General features: G+C 61.4%; 19 protein-coding genes. 7 read left to right on the top strand and 12 right to left on the bottom strand.

Annotated features, from left to right (window positions below; all coding sequences use genetic code 11):
* Positions 1 to 87: 87 nt before the first annotated feature.
* On the bottom strand, positions 88 to 366 hold the full coding sequence (locus tag LOY70_RS29310; protein ID WP_265032095.1) for a hypothetical protein: 279 nt from the start codon (positions 364 to 366) through the stop codon (positions 88 to 90).
* Between the two features lie 351 nt (positions 367 to 717).
* Here LOY70_RS29310 and LOY70_RS29300 point away from each other — a divergent pair, with 351 nt between their 5' ends.
* The 7 genes from LOY70_RS29300 to LOY70_RS29270 all read left to right on the top strand — a co-directional run bounded on the left by LOY70_RS29300 (position 718) and on the right by LOY70_RS29270 (position 5,261).
* Positions 718 to 2,091, top strand: coding sequence for a PAAR domain-containing protein (locus tag LOY70_RS29300; protein ID WP_265032094.1), 1,374 nt, complete (start codon positions 718 to 720; stop codon positions 2,089 to 2,091).
* The gene (locus LOY70_RS29295) at positions 2,081 to 2,314 is read left to right on the top strand and encodes a hypothetical protein (RefSeq protein ID WP_123343491.1); all 234 of its coding nucleotides are present in this window, start codon (positions 2,081 to 2,083) and stop codon (positions 2,312 to 2,314) included. Before LOY70_RS29300 ends, LOY70_RS29295 begins: the two co-directional genes overlap by 11 nt.
* On the top strand, positions 2,311 to 2,742 hold the full coding sequence (locus tag LOY70_RS29290; RefSeq protein ID WP_265032093.1) for a GTP pyrophosphokinase: 432 nt from the start codon (positions 2,311 to 2,313) through the stop codon (positions 2,740 to 2,742). Before LOY70_RS29295 ends, LOY70_RS29290 begins: the two co-directional genes overlap by 4 nt.
* A 233-nt stretch (positions 2,743 to 2,975) precedes the next feature.
* Positions 2,976 to 3,410 (top strand): DUF1795 domain-containing protein, encoded by a 435-nt coding sequence (locus LOY70_RS29285; protein ID WP_265032092.1) that lies wholly within the window; start codon positions 2,976 to 2,978, stop codon positions 3,408 to 3,410.
* A 54-nt stretch (positions 3,411 to 3,464) separates the two neighbouring features.
* The gene (locus LOY70_RS30035) at positions 3,465 to 4,676 is read left to right on the top strand and encodes a PAAR domain-containing protein (RefSeq protein WP_320110195.1); all 1,212 of its coding nucleotides are present in this window, start codon (positions 3,465 to 3,467) and stop codon (positions 4,674 to 4,676) included.
* Positions 4,669 to 5,001, top strand: a complete 333-nt coding sequence (locus LOY70_RS29275; protein WP_265032091.1) for a hypothetical protein — start codon at positions 4,669 to 4,671, stop codon at positions 4,999 to 5,001. The genes LOY70_RS30035 and LOY70_RS29275 overlap by 8 nt, the downstream gene beginning before the upstream one ends.
* Positions 4,998 to 5,261 carry a hypothetical protein gene (locus LOY70_RS29270; RefSeq protein ID WP_265032090.1) on the top strand — a complete coding sequence of 88 codons (264 nt, stop codon included), beginning with the start codon at positions 4,998 to 5,000 and terminating at the stop codon, positions 5,259 to 5,261. The genes LOY70_RS29275 and LOY70_RS29270 overlap by 4 nt, the downstream gene beginning before the upstream one ends.
* A gap of 206 nt (positions 5,262 to 5,467) precedes the next feature.
* Here LOY70_RS29270 and LOY70_RS29265 read toward each other — a convergent pair whose 3' ends face one another.
* The 11 genes from LOY70_RS29265 to tssA all read right to left on the bottom strand — a co-directional run bounded on the left by LOY70_RS29265 (position 5,468) and on the right by tssA (position 18,446).
* Positions 5,468 to 7,408 (bottom strand): type VI secretion system tip protein VgrG, encoded by a 1,941-nt coding sequence (locus LOY70_RS29265; RefSeq protein ID WP_123343497.1) that lies wholly within the window; start codon positions 7,406 to 7,408, stop codon positions 5,468 to 5,470.
* Positions 7,409 to 7,566: 158 nt separating this feature from the next.
* Entirely contained in the window at positions 7,567 to 10,257 is a 2,691-nt protein-coding gene (gene tssH, locus LOY70_RS29260; protein ID WP_265032088.1) for a type VI secretion system ATPase TssH, read from the bottom strand.
* Positions 10,250 to 11,299 (bottom strand): type VI secretion system baseplate subunit TssG, encoded by a 1,050-nt coding sequence (gene tssG, locus LOY70_RS29255; protein WP_123416318.1) that lies wholly within the window; start codon positions 11,297 to 11,299, stop codon positions 10,250 to 10,252. The genes tssH and tssG overlap by 8 nt, the downstream gene beginning before the upstream one ends.
* Positions 11,263 to 13,122, bottom strand: a complete 1,860-nt coding sequence (gene tssF, locus LOY70_RS29250) for a type VI secretion system baseplate subunit TssF (RefSeq protein WP_265032085.1) — start codon at positions 13,120 to 13,122, stop codon at positions 11,263 to 11,265. Before tssF ends, tssG begins: the two co-directional genes overlap by 37 nt.
* On the bottom strand, positions 13,119 to 13,631 hold the full coding sequence (gene tssE / locus LOY70_RS29245) for a type VI secretion system baseplate subunit TssE (protein WP_123416316.1): 513 nt from the start codon (positions 13,629 to 13,631) through the stop codon (positions 13,119 to 13,121). The genes tssF and tssE overlap by 4 nt, the downstream gene beginning before the upstream one ends.
* A complete protein-coding gene (locus LOY70_RS29240; RefSeq protein WP_265032083.1) occupies positions 13,625 to 14,050 on the bottom strand; it encodes a hypothetical protein in 426 nt (141 codons plus the stop codon). The genes tssE and LOY70_RS29240 overlap by 7 nt, the downstream gene beginning before the upstream one ends.
* Entirely contained in the window at positions 14,050 to 14,502 is a 453-nt protein-coding gene (locus LOY70_RS29235) for a type VI secretion system amidase effector protein Tae4 (RefSeq protein WP_265032081.1), read from the bottom strand. Before LOY70_RS29235 ends, LOY70_RS29240 begins: the two co-directional genes overlap by 1 nt.
* A gap of 81 nt (positions 14,503 to 14,583) precedes the next feature.
* Positions 14,584 to 15,072, bottom strand: a complete 489-nt coding sequence (locus LOY70_RS29230) for an Hcp family type VI secretion system effector (protein ID WP_025216165.1) — start codon at positions 15,070 to 15,072, stop codon at positions 14,584 to 14,586.
* A gap of 228 nt (positions 15,073 to 15,300) precedes the next feature.
* Positions 15,301 to 16,797, bottom strand: coding sequence for a type VI secretion system contractile sheath large subunit (tssC, locus tag LOY70_RS29225; RefSeq protein ID WP_025216164.1), 1,497 nt, complete (start codon positions 16,795 to 16,797; stop codon positions 15,301 to 15,303).
* Positions 16,798 to 16,811: 14 nt separating this feature from the next.
* Entirely contained in the window at positions 16,812 to 17,327 is a 516-nt protein-coding gene (gene tssB, locus LOY70_RS29220; protein ID WP_025216163.1) for a type VI secretion system contractile sheath small subunit, read from the bottom strand.
* A gap of 81 nt (positions 17,328 to 17,408) precedes the next feature.
* Positions 17,409 to 18,446: a type VI secretion system protein TssA gene (gene tssA / locus LOY70_RS29215; protein WP_265032077.1), complete on the bottom strand. Its 1,038-nt coding sequence runs from the start codon at positions 18,444 to 18,446 to the stop codon at positions 17,409 to 17,411.
* Between the last annotated feature and the right edge of the window lie 64 nt (positions 18,447 to 18,510).

The raw sequence follows: 18,510 nt of genomic DNA, 5'->3' as shown, positions 1-18,510 counted from the left end.
CCGTGACGAAGTGAGGGCGGGCTACATTGAGGGGGTAGCGGCCAGCGCGGGGTGATGTTATCCAGCAGCGGTTCTTCTGCTGGTGGGTTACGGCATGCTCATCAAGGCCATTCTCAGGCGCTTGATCAGGTTCGGGGCCTTGAGGCAATCGGCCGGGCGTTTGTTACCCAGGGCGGGCACGGACTGTTCCAGCCACCAGAACCCTTCCTTGAGCCCTCTTTTTCCGTAGAGCACGACGGCCATGTCGAGGTTGCCATCCATGGCCTTGGCCAGCTCGCGGGCGTTGTCGTCGAGGTAGTCCTCTTCGTACAACCGTACGAACTGCTGCCAGTCGGCATCGCCGACGTATTCGTCTTCCAGTCCCATTTTAAAAACCTGCAAAGGAAATCAAGTTGCTGCTGGTGATATGACTCACCCACATCTGCTCTTCGCCACCCCCCTCGACAGCCCATACAGGACACTAGAGCGATAACGCTCGCCTCATAATGAAGTGTGTTACTCGAGGGAGAAAAGCCCGGATCTTGATTGTTCCCAGGCATTACTTGAATATTCATTCCTTCGCGCCCCACCTAACGTCTATGGAAAGCGATTACTGTGGCCTCCTACCGCATTCAAGAAGCCGATCTCGACATCCCCGATACCTGGCAGGACCCGCGCATCAATAGTTTCAAGCTGCCGGCAGTGGGTCCCGCTAAAGAAGCCAGGTAGAGGCACGCAATGGATGCACAGGCAGCAGCACGTCTGGGTGACGAAATAGCCCACGGCTTCGGGCTTGCCGCGATGGTCGCCGGTGCCGTGGCCGGCGCCTTGATCGGCGCGGCGGTCGTTGCCGCGACGGTTGCCACGGGCGGCGTGGCGCTGGCCATCATGGCGGGCTCGATTGCCGCCGGCGGCTTGTCGATGTTCCAGATCGTCAAAGGCCTCTCCACCATTTTCAACCTGCCCGAGCCCACCACGGGGGCGTTGATAATGGGCAGCTTCAACGTCTACATCAACAGCCGCAATGCCATGAGGGCGGGTGAAGACACTTCATCTTCCTGCACCGGGCTGCCGATGAACCATCCGATCTGGCCCTTTCCGGTGCTGATCGCCGAAGGCAGCGCCACGGTCTTCATCAACGGCAAACCCGCCGCACGTTTGCACAGCAAAATGGTGTGCGGCGCGCACATCAAGACCGGCAGCCCCAATACGTTTATTGGTGGGCCGACGGTGTCGGTGGCGTTTGTCCTGGACCTCGAAGGTTGGTTGCATACTGGCCTGGAAGCGCTGGGGATCGTGGCTGCGGGGGCTGCGCTGGTACTGGCCGCCATGGCCGGTGTCGCCGTCCTTGCTGCTGCCGTCACCCTCGGCGTTGCCACGATTGCAGGCATGGCCCTGCTGGGCGACCTGGGCGACCGCTTGGGGCCGGGTTACCGGGATTTACTGCAGGGCGTGGCGGGAATGGCATTGCTGGGCCTAGGGCCGAAGTTGGCGAAGCTGGGCAAGCCAGCCAGCACCCCCAAGACGCCCAAGACCTTCGAAGAGGTTTACGCAAAGGCCCCCGCCGCCAAAGCAGAAATCGACACCATCGCCGATGACATCGCCGCCCAGTATGGGGGCAAGGTCGCCAAGGCGCCGATCAAATCCGAGGCGCGTGCCCGAGAGAAAATCGATAACGACTACGGCGGGGATGCGACCCGGATCAAGGACCTGGCCAGGAACACCATCATTGTGGAGTCCGATCAGATCAGTTCCGTTGCGGCAGAGCTCGGCAAGCGGGGCGCGAACGTGAAAGTGATTGAGGGTGCCGCTAACGAAATGGGCTATAGCGGCGTCAATTCCACGATGCAAACCCGCGCTGGAATACCGGGAGAAATCCAAGTGAACTCACCCGAGATGATTTACGCCAAAGAGCCAGAGCCGCTGGCTCGGGTACTGTTAGGGGACGACACCTACAATGCCGTCGCCGCTAAAACCCAGGTGCCTGGCGGGCTGGGCCATAAGTATTACGAGGACTTCCGGGTTTTGGACAAGGCCAGTCCAGAGGCGCAAGCTATCGCGGACAAGAGCAAGGCCTATTACGAAGCAGTCAGGGGGAACGGTGGGAATTAAAGATTTAAGTGCCTTCGCTAGCCGGGATGTGTTTCTGGACTACGACTTCGAAGAGGTCACCTACCGTTGGGACCATCGCACCCGGACCGTATTCGTGAAATTTTACGGTGCTGCGGAAAGCGATCGACCGGTTCCGGCGGATAACAGGCTGTACAACGACGCCATCTTGTATGGTCGTGAGATTTCCAAAGAAGAATACGAGAAAGGCTTTGATCGCCGATGAGCATTCTGGACGCTGCAATTGCCCTGGCCTCAAGGGTCCACGCGGGCCAGGTGGATAAAGCAGGCAAGCCCTACATCCTCCATCCCTTGCGCCTGATGATGAAGTTCGACGGCCTTGAAGAGCAGCTGGTCAGCTTGCTTCATGATGTGGTCGAAGATGGCGACGTCACGCTTGATGAGCTGCGCGAGCTCGGCATTCCGGAGACGGCGGTGACGGCGATCGACTGCCTGACCAAGCGCCAAGGCGAGTCTTATGATCAGTTTATTGCCCGGATTCGTCCCAACTCACTGGCGACCAAAGTGAAGATAGCGGACATTCACGACAATCTTGACCTCACTCGGCTTCCTGTCCTGCGAGACAAGGATCTGGAGCGCGCGGCGAAATATCATCGGGCATTGCTTTACCTGCAAAAGCAGCCTGAGTTGTAGCGTTGCAGGATTGTTTCAAACGGCTGATGTACAGCCAGGCATGAGAGCATCACGCCGATGCGACCCCCCCTCGACCGCTCGTACAGAGGCGTGTAATCGCCAGAGTGGTGACGCTGATCGCATAATGCAGTTTGTTACTTGAGGGAGAAGAACCTGGTTCTTGATTGTTCCCAGGCATTACTTGAATATTCGATCCTTCGCGCCCCACCCCACGTCTATGGAAAGCGATTACTGTGACCTCTTACCGCATTCAAGAAGCCGATCTCGACATCCCCGATACCTGGCAGGACCAGAGCATCAATATTTTCAAGCTGCCGGCAGTGGGGCCCGCTAAAGAAGCCAGCTTCGTGATCAGCCGTGATGCCTCCCAGGGCAACGCCCCCTTTGCAGAGTACGTGGACCGCCAACTCAAGAGTGCGGAGCAGCAACTGCCGGGCTTCAAGCTGGTTCAGCGCTGGGACACCGTACTGCATGGGCACACCGCTACATTGCTGGACTACACCTGGCAACGCGAGGGGCGCGACCTGATGCTGCGCCAGGTGTTCATCGAGCGTAAGCCGGCCGTGGTGATCACCACCTTGACCACCACACCGAACGACTTCGCCTATCACGAGCCGGCCTGGAAGGTGGCGATGCATTCGTTCACGCCACAGCCTCCCATCATCTGAGCATCCACACGTCCCACTGAGCAGTCATACACATCAGTCAGGTAGATGCGCGCAATGGATGCACAGGCAGCAGCCCGTTTGGGTGACGAAATAGCCCACGGGTTCGGACTTGCCGCGATGGTCGCCGGTGCCGTGGCCGGGGCCTTGATCGGTGCGGCGGTCGTGGCCGCGACGGTTGCCACGGGCGGCGTGGCGCTGGCGATCATGGCGGGCTCGATTGCCGCCGGCGGCTTGTCGATGTTCCAGATCGTCAAAGGCCTCTCCACCATTTTCAACCTGCCCGAGCCCACCACGGGGGCGTTGATAATGGGCAGCTTCAACGTCTACATCAACAGCCGCAATGCCATGAGGGCGGGTGAAGACACTTCATCTTCCTGCACCGGGCTGCCGATGAACCATCCGATCTGGCCCTTTCCGGTGCTGATCGCCGAAGGCAGCGCCACGGTCTTCATCAACGGCAAACCCGCCGCACGTTTGCACAGCAAAATGGTGTGCGGCGCGCACATCAAGACCGGCAGCCCCAATACGTTTATTGGTGGGCCGACGGTTGCGGTGGCGTTTGTCCTGGATCTTGAAGGATGGATGCATACCGGGTTGGAAGCGTTGGGGTTGTTGGCGGCGGGTGGAGCCTTGTTGCTTGCGGCTTTTGCCGGAGCCGCCGCTTTCTTCGGCGCCCTGGCCGTCGGTGGTGCGCTGTATGCCGGCATGGAACTGCTGGGGGATTTGGGCGATCGTCTCGGCCCCGGATATCGGGACTTGTTCCAAGGCGTGGCAGGGATGGCCCTGCTCGGTGCCGGACCGAAGCTGGCACGCAGGCCCATGACTGCGGCCGAGCGGACGATCTTGGCTCGCCAGCGACAGGAACAGATGCTCAAGGACAATCGAGGGTTCAACATTAGCCCGACGGCGTGGGACGCCTATCCGACGATTGGCCGGGCCGGTACTTTTGTCTCTGATAAGAAAGGCATCACCGATGTTATCGGCAATTTCTCGGGGCGTTCCAAGGTGACCATCAGTGGCAAAAAAGCGGCGGAACTGGAACGCGCCTTTGGTTTGGAAAAAGATGCGCTTAAAGGCGGCTTCAAGATCAGGCAGGTCGATGATCTCGTGGGGCGGATGCCGAGAAGCCCGATGGAAGGAAACCAGTATTTCCTGGGGCCAGGTAAACACTTGCCGGGTGGCGCCCCGGAAATGGTCGTCGAGTCGATTCCGACAAAGGATGCGAACGGCATTAAAACTTTAACCGAGGTATTTGTCAGTGATTAATGATGTGCTGAAAGCGTACGTGGAAAAAGCGGACGGCGACGTGATTCGTGTTCAAGTCATCGATAACGCGTTGGATTCGCCCCTGCGCGCTATCGGGTTTTCGAATGCGGCAGAGAAAGATGTCTACGTTTTGCAGGTCGCGGACAACACGCAGAAGGCTAAGGTATTCGATGCACTCCGCTCATTGGGTGTAGCCTTTTCGGCGGGCAAGGAGTGGTGTCCCTCCGAAGTCTTTGAGTATCTTCGTGACGAGCAATTGCTGAGCGGTAAATATTTGCGAGTCGCGTGGACGCAGCCCGGTCAATACCGGCTTACGAACGAGTGAAATTTCAAGATGCCTTGGTCCACCGCGAACATAGGTTCTGCGTGGGGACCGAACAGGACTCGGGTCGCTTCTACGTCTCCGTACCGGTCAGCAACGGCATGGTCGATTACGAGCAATACTACGAAATCGATCATGCGACCTTTGAGCTGTTCAGGCGTGACCCGGACGCGGCGGTGCCGTTTGTGGCGCGTTGCAGAAAGCGCGAGCTGGACGAGCTGTTGATTGTTCCGCCGGGAACGAGCCGCGGAACGGCCATCTGATCGTCGCAAGGGCTGGTGAGGCCGCAATGCTGTTCAGTTAAGGATGGCTTGAATCATTGTGGCGAGGGGATTTATCCCCGTTGGGCTGCGCAGCAGCCCCAAAAAGGCTGAATGTAACCAACCCGGCATACTGCGTTGGCTGGGTTAAGGGCCGCTTCGCAGCCCAACGGGGATAAATCCCCTCGCCATAGATTCATCGACTGCCTTCAGCCCTTGGCTTTTGCCGGAAAAAAAGCTTTCACCGCCGCATCGATCACTCCCTTGATGCCTTTGCCCTTGGGGTCTACGGCGCTTGCGCCACCGGAGTTGAGGTCCAAACGGCCGCCGGTGTCGATGTTGCCATTGCCGCTGGCGTAGATATTGAACGCCGTGCCCGAGATGTTGATCTCGCCACTGGCATTGAACTCCAGCACGCTTTTGCCACAGACCAGTCGAATTTGCGATCCCGCCTCCACGAGGTATTGGGTGCTTATGCTGTCGCTCTTGGTTCCACCGACAAGCAATGCATCGTTGCGTTGCACGGCGCGCAGGCGGTCTTCGCCAATACGTACTGTTTCGTTGTGGCCGATGCTCTTGTTACGGTCATGGCCCACCGAATGGCTCTCATCCACCTCGACCACGATGTCCTGGTTGCGCTCGGCGTGGATGTACAGCTGCTCGGCACCCTTTTTGTCTTCCATGCGGATTTCATTGAAATTCGCCGGCGTGCCGCCCTTGCTGGAGCGGCTTTTGGTACCGCTTTGGGTCGCATTGGCCGGCAATGCGTACGGTACGGTTTGCTCGGCGTTGTAGACACGGCCGGTGACGATGGGTCTATCGGGATCACCTTCAAGGAAGCTGACGATCACTTCCTGGCCAATGCGCGGGATCTGCACCGAGCCCCAGTTTTTCCCGGCCCAAGCCTGGGACACGCGAATCCAGCACGAGCTGTTTTCGTTGGACTGGTCGTGACGGTCCCAATAGAAATGCACCTTCACCCGGCCGAACTGATCGGTCCAGATTTCCTCGCCTTTCGGGCCGACCACCAACGCAGTCTGCGGGCCCTTGACGATGGGCCGATGGGTGATGGGCAACGGGCGATAGCTTTGCTGGGCGTCGATGCAGGTCAGGCTGCTTTCGAACTGGGCCGACGGCGCGCCGCCGCTGGTTTCGCCGCTTTCCTGGGAAATGTAATAGCGGGCGCCGACGATCAGGTATTCGCGATTCTGATCCTGGCGGCTGAAGCCGGTGAGGCTGAACAGATGCCCCGAACCAAGGCCCCGGGCGTTGCCGGCCAGTTCGACCTGTTCGTGCTGGGTCTGCAAGGCTTCGATGCGGGTGCGGGCGTAGTGTTCGCCGTCCTGGCTCTGCACATAGGCGCCGGGGTAGTCGTACAGCGGATAGTCGCCAGCGGCGTGCGGGCGAGGCATGGCCGAGCGCACATCGATGCGTGCGCTGGGGCGCTGGAAATCGTAGTCGTTGAGTTCCAGCGAGCCCGGCTGGACTTCCTGGGCCAGGTGCCAATCGTGAATGTGGTCACGCTCGCGCTGCTGCTCATTCTTCGGGTAGTAGGGCACCGAGCCGTAGCCGGGGGCCTTGGTGTGGGCGCCGTAGGCGTCGGCCAGCACCAGCACATGACGGCCCTGCTCGTGACGGAAGAAGTAGTAGATGCCTTCCTGCTCCATCAGCCGGCTGACGAAATCGAAGCTGGTTTCGCGATACTGCACGCAGTATTCCCACTCGCGATAGGAGCGGCTCAAGGCGTCTTCGAAATCGGAAAAGCCCAGGTCGCGGAACACCTGCTTGATGATCTGCGGGATGGTCAGGTTCTGGAAAATCCGGCAATCGGAGGTGCGAGTCAGCAGCCAGAACCACGGCCGCAACGTCGCCTGGTAACTGGCGAACTGACCCTGGTCGACGTTCTGGCTGCAGCGGGCCACGATGCCATGGAAGTAGCGCTCGCCACCGCCGTCCAATTGCAGGCTCACACACATGGGCTTGCCGAGCAGTTGGTTGAGGTCGATGGCGTTGTCCAGCGAGTGCAGCTGCAACTCATAGTTGAACAGCCGCCCCAGCTCTTCGCCGCCACCCATGTCTTTGAGCAACAGCACCTCGGGGCCCAGGGGGCTGGTGATCTTGGCCAGGCGTGAGGCTTGGTTGAATAACATCGAGTGTCTCGTGCAAGTTGTAGTAACTGAAGGAACGCAAACCCCTGTGGGAGCGAGCTTGCTCGCGATGGCGTCGTCACATTCAACAGGGATGCTGAATGTCAGGACCTCATCGCGAGCAAGCTCGCTCCCACAGGGTTATCGCGGTTCCTGTCAGGTCAGGCCGCGTCGCTGAAATCGTACTGCAATTCGTTATCCACGGCGCTGATCCGCACGCCCGCCAGTGCCTTGCCTTCGAGCATGCGGGTCAGGAACTCGCGGCTCATGTCCGGTAGCAGGCTGTTGGTCAGGATGGTGTCGATCATGCGCCCGCCGCTTTCGGTTTCGGTGCAGCGCGAGACGATCAGGTCGATCACCGCGTCGTCGTAGTCGAAGGCCACTTTGTGGGTGCTCTCCACGCGCTTCTTGATGCGGTTGAGTTGCAGGCGGGTGATGGCCTTGAGCATCTCGTCGCTGAGCGGATAGTACGGAATCGTCACCAGGCGACCCAGCAGGGCCGGTGGGAAAATTTCCAGCAGCGGCTGGCGCAGGGCCTTGGCGATTTCTTCCGGCTCCGGCACGTTCTGCGGGTCTTTGCAGACCTGGGCGATCAGCTCGGTGCCGGCGTTGGTGGTCAGCAGGATCAAGGTGTTCTTGAAGTCGATCACCCGGCCTTCGCCGTCCTCCATCACGCCCTTGTCGAACACCTGGAAGAAGATTTCATGCACGTCCGGGTGAGCTTTTTCCACCTCGTCCAGCAGCACCACGCTGTACGGTTTGCGCCGCACGGCTTCGGTCAACACGCCGCCTTCGCCATAGCCGATATAACCCGGTGGCGCGCCCTTGAGGGTGGACACGGTGTGGGCTTCCTGGAACTCGCTCATGTTGATGGTGATGACGTTCTGCTCGCCGCCGTACATGGCTTCGGCCAGGGCCAGGGCGGTTTCGGTCTTGCCCACGCCGGAGGTGCCGGCGAGCATGAACACCCCAATCGGCTTGCTCGGGTTGTCGAGGCCGGCGCGGGAGGTCTGGATCCGCTTGGCGATCATCTGCAGGGCATGGTCCTGGCCGATGATGCGTTTTTTCAGGTGCTGGTCGAGGTTGAGCACGGTTTCCAGTTCGTTGCGGGCCATGCGGCCCACCGGGATACCGGTCCAGTCGGCGACCACCGAGGCCACGGCCTGGTAATCCACAGTCGGCAGGATCAGCGGGGTTTCGCCTTGCAGGGCCGTCAGGCGCTGTTGCAGGTCCACCAGTTTCTCGCGCAGGGCGTGGCTTTCGTTGTCGGACGCTTCGCTGGCGTCTTCGCTGTCTACCACGCCGACGCGCTCGCGCAAGGTGGCGCGGGTGGCGAGCAGCTCGTCCACCAGGGTTTTCTCTTCGGCCCAGCGGCTTTCCAGCTCGGCCAAGCGCTCGCGCTCGGCGCTCAGCAGGGTCTCGCTCTGGGTCTGGCGGGTGCCGATGGCGATGCCGATGGCGTGCTCACGGGCGATGATTTGCAGCTCGGTTTCCAGCGCTTCGATGCGCCGACGGCTGTCGTCTACTTCGGCCGGCACGGCGTGCAGGCTGATGGCGACGCGGGCGCAGGCGGTGTCCAGCAGGCTCACGGATTTGTCCGGCAACTGGCGCGCAGGAATGTAGCGGTGGGACAGCTTGACCGAGGCTTCCAGGGCTTCGTCGAGGATCTGCACCTGGTGGTGTTTTTCCATGGTCGAGGCCACGCCGCGCATCATCAGCAGGGCTTTGTCTTCCGACGGCTCGGCCACTTGCACCACTTGGAAACGCCGGGTCAGGGCCGGGTCTTTTTCGATGTGTTTCTTGTACTCGGCCCAGGTCGTGGCGGCCACGGTGCGCAAGGTGCCACGGGCCAGGGCCGGCTTGAGCAGGTTGGCTGCGTCGCCTGTGCCGGCGGCGCCACCGGCACCCACCAGGGTGTGGGCTTCGTCGATGAATAGAATGATCGGCTTGGGCGAGGCCTGGACGTCTTCGATGACCTGGCGCAGGCGCTGTTCGAATTCGCCTTTCATGCTCGCGCCGGCCTGCAACAGGCCCACGTCGAGGCTGCGCAGTTCCACGTCCTTGAGGGCCGGCGGTACGTCGCCGGCGACGATGCGCAGGGCGAAACCTTCGACCACGGCAGTCTTGCCCACGCCGGCTTCACCGGTGAGGATCGGGTTGTTCTGCCGGCGACGCATGAGGATGTCCACCAGTTGGCGGATTTCTTCGTCACGGCCGACGATCGGGTCGAGCTTGCCGCTGCGGGCCTGTTCGGTGAGGTCGACGGTAAAGCGCTTGAGGGCTTCCTGCTTGCCCATGGCGCTGGGGGCCATGGCGCCGCTGGCTTCGCCCGGCACCGCGCCAGCATTGAAGCCGTCGCTGGCGGTCAGGGCGTTTTCCGGCGAATCGCCGACGTATTCGTCAAAGCGCTCGCTCAGGGCTTCGACCTTGACCTTGTCGAACTCCGACGACAGGCCCAGCAACGCGTGGCGCAGGCTCGGCGTCTTGAGGATGCCCAGCACCAGGTAACCGGTGCGTACCTGGCTTTCGCCGAACATCAGGCTGCCGTAGACCCAGCCACGCTCCACCGCTTCTTCCACGTGGGAAGACAGGTCGGTGATCGACGTCGAACCCCGTGGCAGGCGGTCCAGGGCTTCGGTCAGGTCACGGGCCAGGCGCGCCGGCTCGATGTTGAACTGGCGGATGATGCGGTGCAGGTCCGAGTCCTGCAGTTGCAGCAACTGATGAAACCAGTGGGCCAGTTCCACATAGGGGTTACCGCGCAACTTGCAGAACACGGTGGCGGCTTCGATGGCTTTGTAGGCCACGCTGTTGAGTTTGCCGAACAACGCGGCGCGACTGATTTCACCCATGCTCATGGCTCCTTGAGGTCTGTGAGGTGTTGGCCTGTTCGGCGTAATGCCGGGCCAGTATTAGATCGTTGGCATCGGTTTCCGGGCGCCCCAGCCAGGTATTGAACCCCAGGCGGAAACGACCGTTGAGTTGCAGTGCCGGGACTTCGGGCTGCTCCAGGACCAGGTTCAGGTCCCAGTCCAGTTCGTGGCCCAGGTATTCGGCGACCCAGGCCACCAGCTCGTTGAACGGTTGGCTGCCGGGTAACATGCCCATGTAGTCGACGAGCTTGAGCGGCCCCAGGCGAATGCGGAATTTGTGCTGGCGATCCCACACGTAGCGGCCCAGGCAGAAGTCCACGCCCAGTCGGGCGTTGACACCGACGCGGCTGCGTTCGGGCAATTCCAGCCATTGGCCGACGTATTCTTCGATCTCCACCGGCAGCCCGAAATACTCGCCGAGGATCGCCTTCAAGCCATCCGGGTAGCGGGTTTGCGCCGACAGGTGACCGCTGTAGTGCAGCTTCGCCGTGTCGGGAATCAGCCCGTGTTTCAGCAGGCTCGGCATGCCCCGGCCGCTGAATGCAGCCAGGCGCGCCGACCAGTAGTCATCGTCCGGGCGGTCATGGCTGATCGTCGGCCGCGCTTCGGCCCAGGCCCGATAGAACAGGCTGAGCAAGCGGTGGTGAAACACATCGAGAAAGCGTTTGCTGGTGCTGTCGCCGTTGTTGCGCTGGCGTTCACGCACGTATTCGGTGATGTGCAGCGGCATCGGGCCGTTGGGGCCGCCGAGGCCGAAGAAGAACTGCTCCAGGCGTGCCGGTGCACCGTCAATGCCCGGTTGCACCGAGGCCAGGGTCGCCGGGGCGAAGGTGCAGTCGGCCTGTTGTCCGAGGCGCAGCGGGTCATCGGCCAGGCGCAGGGAATGGCCCAGGCGCGGCAGCTCGGGGGATTCGCACTCGATGCGCCGCAGCGCCTGGAAGAAGTCGTATTCCCAGGGCTCCTGGTGCATCGCGTCCAGGGTACTCACAGGGTCGGACGACGTCCGGGCTTGGCTTTCCATCGCATGATCTCGCCGCGTTCGGTGGTACGGATCACCGTCTCGGTAAAACTGTTGATCGACACGTAGCGTGCCAGGAAGCGCTCGAACACGGCGCCGAGCAGGAACACGCCGGTGCCGCGAAACGCGTTTTCATCGAATTCCAGGGTGATTTCCAGGCCCCGGCCAAACACGATCGGGCCGGGCATCGGCAAGCGTCGGGTGCAGGCTTTGCTGCTGACTTCCCGCAGGCCTTCGATCTGCAACTGCAACGCCGCGTCGTTGCTGTCGCCATACAGGCGCAGCAGTTCACGCAGGGCGGCGGCGCCTTGGCCTTGCTCGCTGAGGGACAAGTAATTCAGCGAGAGCTGGCTGATCAGGCGCCAGGCCTTGGCGTCGTGGGCATGGCTGGCCCGTGGCCGACTCGGCCCGGCCACGCAGCGCACCGCGCCCACCGGGGCACTGTCGGCCAGGGTGAAGTCGGTCTTGCCGTTGCCCACGCTCATGAACAGCGGCAGGTCGCGGTTGGTGCACAACGCCGTCACGCCCAGTTGGCGCAGGTCATGGCGATAGGGCGCCTGCTGGCTGTCCACCAGGCTGACGAAGGTTTCGCTGCCGATGTAGGTCGAGCGCGGGCCGTTGCGACGCTGGCCGCTGGACAACACCCGCGGCTCACGCCGTACGGTGTAGTAGGCCAGGTCGCGCCCGTAGCGGGAGGGATCGCGCACGGCATAGAACGGCAGGAAGGGTTGCTCGGGCCCGGTGCCGTGGCCGGTAAGGCCGGTCAGCGAATGCACTTCGAAATCCATCGGCCGGGTGCGGTCGGCGATCACATGGTGTTCGTTGACCCGCTCCGACAAGTGAATACGATCCAGGCGCTTGGGAAACAGGTTGATGGCCGGGGTGCAGAACGGCAGGAATTGCGCGGCACCGACACTGCCTTCCAGGCTGGGGTCGTGACGGTCGAACAGCACGATCAACTCCAGCTCCTGGCCAGCGCAGCGCTTGACCGCCCGGCTCAGTTGAGTGAAGTCGACAAACAGGAAGCGGTGGGGTAGGGCGAAGTATTCCTGCAACAGGCGATAGCCCTGGAAGGCCCGCGGGACCACCGGCAGCGCGGCGTCGGCATCATCGAAACCTCGCGAACGCAGTGCGTCTTGTGGCAGGCGTTCCACCCAATTGCCGCCGGGTTGGCGGGCGAACACCGCGCAAGCGTTGCTCAGCAGTTGTTCGTAGAGGCGGAAGGGCTGTTCGTCGGCACCGCTGAGGTACAGCGGCAGATTGTCTAGGGCCAGGCTGCTGAACGGCAGTTCGGCACCGGTGCGCAGGGTCAGGCGCAGGCCGGCCTTGGCCTTGGGCTCACTGGCGGCCAGGCGTCCGAGCACGGCGGAGGGGTTGCCGAAGTACTCGGCCTGGCTGACCTGCAACGGCCACAACGTCACCTCATGGGCGGTGCGGTACTCGCAACAGGTCTGGCTTTCACGCCCGAGGGCGGCCCGCAGGATCGTGTCCCGGGGCAGCGGGAAACCGCCGCTCAACGAGCCCTCGTCGGGATCGGCCTGCATTTGCACCACGGTCATCGACGGCGTTGGCGCCAGGTAATGGGGATAGGCGATTTCCAGCAGGTTATGGGTGAAGGTCGGGTATTCGGCATCGAGCTTGAGCTGCACCCGCGCCGTCAGGTAGGCGAACCCTTCCAGCAAACGCTCGACGTAGGGGTCGGCGCAGTCCATGCCGGACAATGACAGCCGACTGGCAATCTTGGGATATTCCTTGGCGAACTCCGCCGCGCTTTCGCGCACGTGGTGCAGTTCCTGGTTGTACAGCTCCAGCAGGCGCGGGTTCATGGGCGTCTCCGCTGGTCGGCATTGACCACGCGCACATGCCCGGACTCCAGGTCCAGGTCGGTTTGCAACATCAGGCGCAGTGGCACAGGCTGGGCCCACAGATCGCCTTCGATCTCGAAACTCAAGGCGTTGTGGTTCATCTCGGCCGTCGCCCGGGCGCGCACGCGCAGGGTGTGGCGCAGGATCCGCGGTTCGAACGTGGCGATGGCCTGGTGGATCAGCGTTTCCAGGGCCGAGACATCGACGTTCGACGCGCTGTTGCCGGCCAATGCGGGTAGGCCGAAATTCACCACCGACGTGCCCGCCGGGGTGTGCAACGTGGCATCGGCGCCTAGCAACGACGTGGTGTTGAGCAGCCACGCCAGGTCACGCAGCACCGAGGCTTTCAGTTGGGTCAGGGACAGCACGCGTTTGTCGGCGCTTTCCTTGGGATTGGTCGGATCGTCGTCGGTCAACCGGTCCAGCAGGGACGGTTGCAGGCGATCGCGTGCGGCGATTTCGGTTACCACGTAAAAGGTGCCACGTACATTTTCTGGTCTCCGCCGGAGCCGCAAGCTGCATACAGGCTGACCGTTCCCGCCTCAAAACCTTCCGGCATCTGACGAATAGCCTGCATTTTGCTCAGACAATCGCGGCTGGGGGCGGGCATGTGTTCGCTGCGCCAAACCGCAAATATCGGGATGTTGTTGAACATTTCGACGCGCAGTTTCTGCTGTTTATCCAGGCTGAAGCCGCACGGCCATTCCATGTCCAGCTTCATGCGGCTCTGGTCGGGTTTGACCAGCGTGCATTGGCCCTGATCGTCAACCAGGCTGAGTGGCTGACCCACGAAAACGGCCTGGGTCGTCGGTGTCCCGGTATGCTCGGCGCATGCGCTCAGGCTGGTCAGGCTGGTCGCCAGGCATAGGGCGAGCAGGGGCTTGTTCATTAAATGAGCTCCCAGAACCAGACCTTCTTGGATCGATAGAAAAGGTCGCTGGTTTGGGTCAGGCCACGATTCCACAGGTCGATATGGTCGCCGCTACGACCTTCGGCAGTCTCTCCGGATTGCTGAAAGCAATCCTTGAAGAAAATCAGCCCGGTCTTGCCCATCAATGTCTTTCGGTCTTCGGGGCTGTTAGTGAGAATCGTTGGACGGCCCAGGTGATGTTTCCACAACCAGTTCGCCAACGATTCGGCGCCTCTGGCGTGTTCATGCGCACACTTGGGTTCGGTGTAGGTGGATTTGTTGACCTTGATGGTCTTCTCCGCATTGAGCGTCAGGCTCATGCGTATGGCGCATTGGTTTGCCCAGGGACCTTCACAAGGTTTTGCGTCAGGATGGGCAATCAGCAAATCGGAATACGCTTTCCACAAATTGATAAACGAAGGCTTGGCCATGACTCAGACACCGAAAGGGAAAAGATTGGATTCGAGCAAGCACCAAACACCCCCGGCGCGTGGCACCGGGGGTGTGTTCGATTACACCTTGACGTTCTGACGGATGTTCCAGCCGAACTTGACCGGACCGCCTTCCTTGGTGCCGTCGGCTTTCTGTGGCTGGTAGTCCACCAGCACCTTGGCGAAGTTCAGGGTGACGTTTTCAGTCAGGCGATCATCGCCGCCCGAGCCGCCGGTGCTCAGGGAAGTGACCAGCACTTCTTCCAGGTTGATGATCATGTACTCGACCTGGCTTTCACCGCCAGCCTTGCGCACGGTCAGCTTGACCTTGTCGATGTGCTTGCCGCTGGCGCAGTGCATCATCAGGTTCGGCGAAGCCTTGTCGACGAACTTGGTCAGCGACAGGTCCTGGACGTTGACCTTGCCGGCACCACCGCCGCTGCCCACGTGCATGTTGCCGGACTGGGACATGCCCCAGCTCCAGTTCAGGACGTCGATCTCGTCCTTGTGGGCCTTGTCCATGGACTCGCCCTTGATGTCGCCGATCTTGATGAAAATATCAACAGCCATGTTTTCTCCCTGTGTGGTTTCTAACCACATTGTTTGGTTGACGCTGACCTTGCGAAATTACGGGTGCTGAACGGGGTGGAAGACGATCTCCAGCCTGCTGGAGATCCCCTGTGGGAGCGAGCTTGCTCGCGATGGCGGCGTCACATCCGACATCAATGCAAGCTGATCCACCGCTATCGCGAGCAAGCTCGCTCCCACAGGGTTACCGCCACCCGTTTCAATAAGTTTTTACGCGCCCTTGGCCGACGGCAGTTTCGATACCAGGCGCAGCGACACAGTCAGCCCTTCGAGCTGGTAGTGCGGACGCAGGTAGAACTTGGAGCTGTAATACCCCGGGTTGCCTTCGACTTCTTCGACGATCACCTCGGCCGCTGCCAATGGGTGCTGGGCCTTGGTGGTCTCGGTGGAGTGCGCCGGGTCACCGTCGACGTAGTTGAGGATCCAGTCCTGCAACCAGCGCTGCATCTCGTCGCGCTCTTTGAAGGAGCCGATCTTGTCGCGCACGATGCACTTCAGGTAATGGGCGAAACGGCAGGTGGCGAACAGGTACGGCAGGCGCGCGGCCAGGTTGGCGTTGGCGGTGGCGTCCGGGTCGTCGTATTCGGCCGGTTTCTGCAACGACTGGGCGCCGATGAAGGCGGCGAAGTCGGTGTTTTTCTTGTGCAGCAGCGGCATGAAACCGTTCTTCGCCAGTTCCGCTTCACGGCGGTCCGAAATGGCGATTTCGGTCGGGCACTTCATGTCCACGCCACCGTCATCGGTCGGGAACGTGTGGGCCGGCAGGTTTTCCACTTCGCCGCCAGATTCAACGCCACGGATGCGCGAGCACCAGCCGAAGTGTTTGAACGAACGGTTGATGTTCACCGCCATCGCATAGGCGGCGTTGGCCCAGGTGTACTTGGAGCTGTCGGCGCCGTCGGTGTTCTCTTCGAAGGCGAAGGCTTCCACCGGGTCGGTCTTGGCGCCGTACGGCAGGCGCGCCAGGAAGCGCGGCATGGTCAGGCCGATGTAGCGCGAGTCTTCCGATTCACGCAGCGAACGCCAGCCGGCGTATTCCGGGGTGGTGAAGATTTTGGTCAGGTCGCGCGGGTTCGACAGTTCCTGCCACGAGCCCATGCCCATCACGGTCGGCGATGCCGCGGCGATGAACGGGGAGTGCATGGCCGCGCAGACTTTCGACAGCTCGCCCAGCAACTCGACATCCGGTGGCGACTGGTCGAAGTAGTAGTCGCCCACCAGACAACCGTAAGGTTCGCCGCCGAACTGGCCGTATTCTTCTTCGTACATCTTCTTGAAGATCGGGCTCTGGTCCCACGCGGTGCCCTTGAATTTCTTCAGGGTCTTGTGCAGGTCGGTCTTGGAGATGTTGAGCACGCGGATCTTGAGCTGCTCGTCGCTCTCGGTGTTGTTGACCAGGTAGTGCAGGCCACGCCAGGCGCTTTCCAGTTGCTGGAAATCGGGGTGGTGGATGACCTGGTTGACCTGGGCGGTGAGCTTGGCGTCAATGGCGGCGATGATCGATTCGATCGACTTGATGGCGTCGTTGGACACCAGGTCAGTCTGCGCCAGGGCCTGCTCGGCCAGGGTCCGCACGGCCGTCTCGACGGCTTCGCGAGCGCGCTCGGTCTTGGGTTTGAATTCTTGCATCAGCAGCGAGGCGAACTCGCTGGGTACTTCGGCAGTGCCCAGGGGCTGGGACTGATTTTCACGTACTGATTCGGTCATGATCGGGGTCCTGATTAAGCCTTAGGCTCTGCATCGGCGGGCTTTGGCGCACTGGCCAGGGCCTGCAACAGGGCAGGGTCCTTGATCGCTTTCATGATGATTTCTTCGGCGCCGGTCTTGCCGTCCATGTAGGTCAGCAGGTTGGCCAGCTGGGTGCGCGCTTCGAGCAATTTGTTCAGCGAGTCGACCTTGCGGGCCACGGCTGCCGGGCTGAAGTCGTCCATGCTTTCGAAGGTCAGGTCCAGGCTCAGGTTGCCTTCGCCGGTCAGTTCGTTGGGCACATGGAACGCCACGCGAGGCTGCATGGCCTTGAGGCGCGAGTCGAAATTGTCGACATCGATCTCGAGGAACTTGCGATCGGCCACCGGGGCCAGAGGCTCGGCGGGCTTGCCGGCGAGGTCAGCCATTACCCCCATGACGAAGGGCAACTGGACCTTTTTCTCGGCGCCGTAGAGCTCGACGTCGTACTCGATCTGCACTCGAGGCGCGCGGTTGCGCGCGATGAACTTCTGAGAACTTTGCTTCGCCACGTTGCTGCTCCTGGTCGCTTGAGCGACGGTGTTGGCGTCATCGGGGGTGCCGGTGACGTGACTGCGTGATCCGCTCGCTTTTTATTCGCTGTCTGGGCCGCGCAGGTTTTCAAATTGACTCATGCCGTCGGGAATCAGGTTGCGCACGATGGCCGCGAAATCGGCATGCACCAGATTCTTGGCCCGATTCAACAGCACCGGCAGCGGGCTGGAGGGCTCATGACGGGTGTAGTAGGCAAGAATTCGGTCCAGGCTGCGCAGCACGTCGTCGCGGTTGTTGATTTCGCCGCTGACGGTGCTGGTGCCGGTGTTGCGCGGCGCGCTTGGCGCGCTGGCATATTCAGTTGGCGCGGCGTTGTCGTCGCCGCTGGCGTCGGGCAGTTCGCTGTCGCCGCTCTGCGGGGCGAATTGGCCGAGAATCTGCAAAGCCATCTTGAGCGGTTGCTTCAACGGACCAAGGTCCACGCCCTGGGCGGAACCGACTTGATCGCTGACTTGTTGTTCGATGGCTTCGGCGGCGCCGCGCGCTTCCAACAGGGCGGCGCGGGTGAGCTCCAACTGCTCGGGATCGCTGTCGAGCAAGGCCCCGGCGAGCTGTTCGGCGCCAAGGCTTTCATCGGGAAAACTTTGCAGGCCGCTGGCGTTGGCGGCGGCGCGCAGGCTGACGGCACCGAAGGTCCGCGAACGGGCCAGGATGCTTTCGCGCAGCAGGCGAATGGTGACGTCGGATGTCAGGCCGGCGAGGGCATTGATGCGCACGGTGGGGTCGTTGTCGTCATCGGCGTCCAGGCGCGGATGCAGCTCGGCCCAGTATTGCTTGAGCAATTCGCTGATCAGCGTCAGTACACGGGCCAGGCCCGTGATGCCTTCGAGGGCCAGGGAGCTTTGCAACAGGAAATGGGTGATGCGCAGGTCTTTGCTGCGTTGCAGCAAGTCCAGGCTCTGTTGCTGGATGCTGCGCCACTCAGGTGGTTCGGCAGGCAAAATCGAATCGCCCATGCTGCGCTCGGGCTGGCCTCGAGAATCGCGTTCCAGGCGCAAGAAATCCGCGTCATATTCCAGATCTTCACCGCAGGGCGAAGTCGCGGAAACGGCGGCGAGCAACAAAGGCACATCCACTTGGATCGATCTCCCTATCACCCGCTGAAGAAGTCGGGCAGTTCACACGCAAGTTTCGGATGAA

The sequence above is a fragment of the Pseudomonas sp. B21-054 genome, from assembly GCF_026016345.1.
In the GTDB taxonomy this organism is placed as follows: domain Bacteria; phylum Pseudomonadota; class Gammaproteobacteria; order Pseudomonadales; family Pseudomonadaceae; genus Aquipseudomonas.
Note: the sequence above shows the minus strand (reverse complement) of the source record. Positions and strands in the feature narration are given on the sequence as shown.

Bases quoted from the DNA above. Each gene is read 5' to 3' on its own strand.
- LOY70_RS29300 (WP_265032094.1), top strand. From the start codon at position 718: ATGGATGCACAGGCAGCAGCACGTCTGGGTGACGAAATAGCCCACGGC.
- tssH (WP_265032088.1), bottom strand. From the start codon at position 10,257: ATGGGTGAAATCAGTCGCGCCGCGTTGTTCGGCAAACTCAACAGCGTG.
- LOY70_RS29230 (WP_025216165.1), bottom strand. From the start codon at position 15,072: ATGGCTGTTGATATTTTCATCAAGATCGGCGACATCAAGGGCGAGTCC.
- LOY70_RS29265 (WP_123343497.1), bottom strand. From the start codon at position 7,408: ATGTTATTCAACCAAGCCTCACGCCTGGCCAAGATCACCAGCCCCCTG.
- LOY70_RS29235 (WP_265032081.1), bottom strand. From the start codon at position 14,502: ATGGCCAAGCCTTCGTTTATCAATTTGTGGAAAGCGTATTCCGATTTG.
- LOY70_RS29310 (WP_265032095.1), bottom strand. From the start codon at position 366: ATGGGACTGGAAGACGAATACGTCGGCGATGCCGACTGGCAGCAGTTC.
- LOY70_RS30035 (WP_320110195.1), top strand. From the start codon at position 3,465: ATGGATGCACAGGCAGCAGCCCGTTTGGGTGACGAAATAGCCCACGGG.
- LOY70_RS29290 (WP_265032093.1), top strand. From the start codon at position 2,311: ATGAGCATTCTGGACGCTGCAATTGCCCTGGCCTCAAGGGTCCACGCG.
- tssG (WP_123416318.1), bottom strand. From the start codon at position 11,299: ATGGAAAGCCAAGCCCGGACGTCGTCCGACCCTGTGAGTACCCTGGAC.
- tssF (WP_265032085.1), bottom strand. From the start codon at position 13,122: ATGAACCCGCGCCTGCTGGAGCTGTACAACCAGGAACTGCACCACGTG.
- tssC (WP_025216164.1), bottom strand. From the start codon at position 16,797: ATGACCGAATCAGTACGTGAAAATCAGTCCCAGCCCCTGGGCACTGCC.
- LOY70_RS29240 (WP_265032083.1), bottom strand. From the start codon at position 14,050: ATGAACAAGCCCCTGCTCGCCCTATGCCTGGCGACCAGCCTGACCAGC.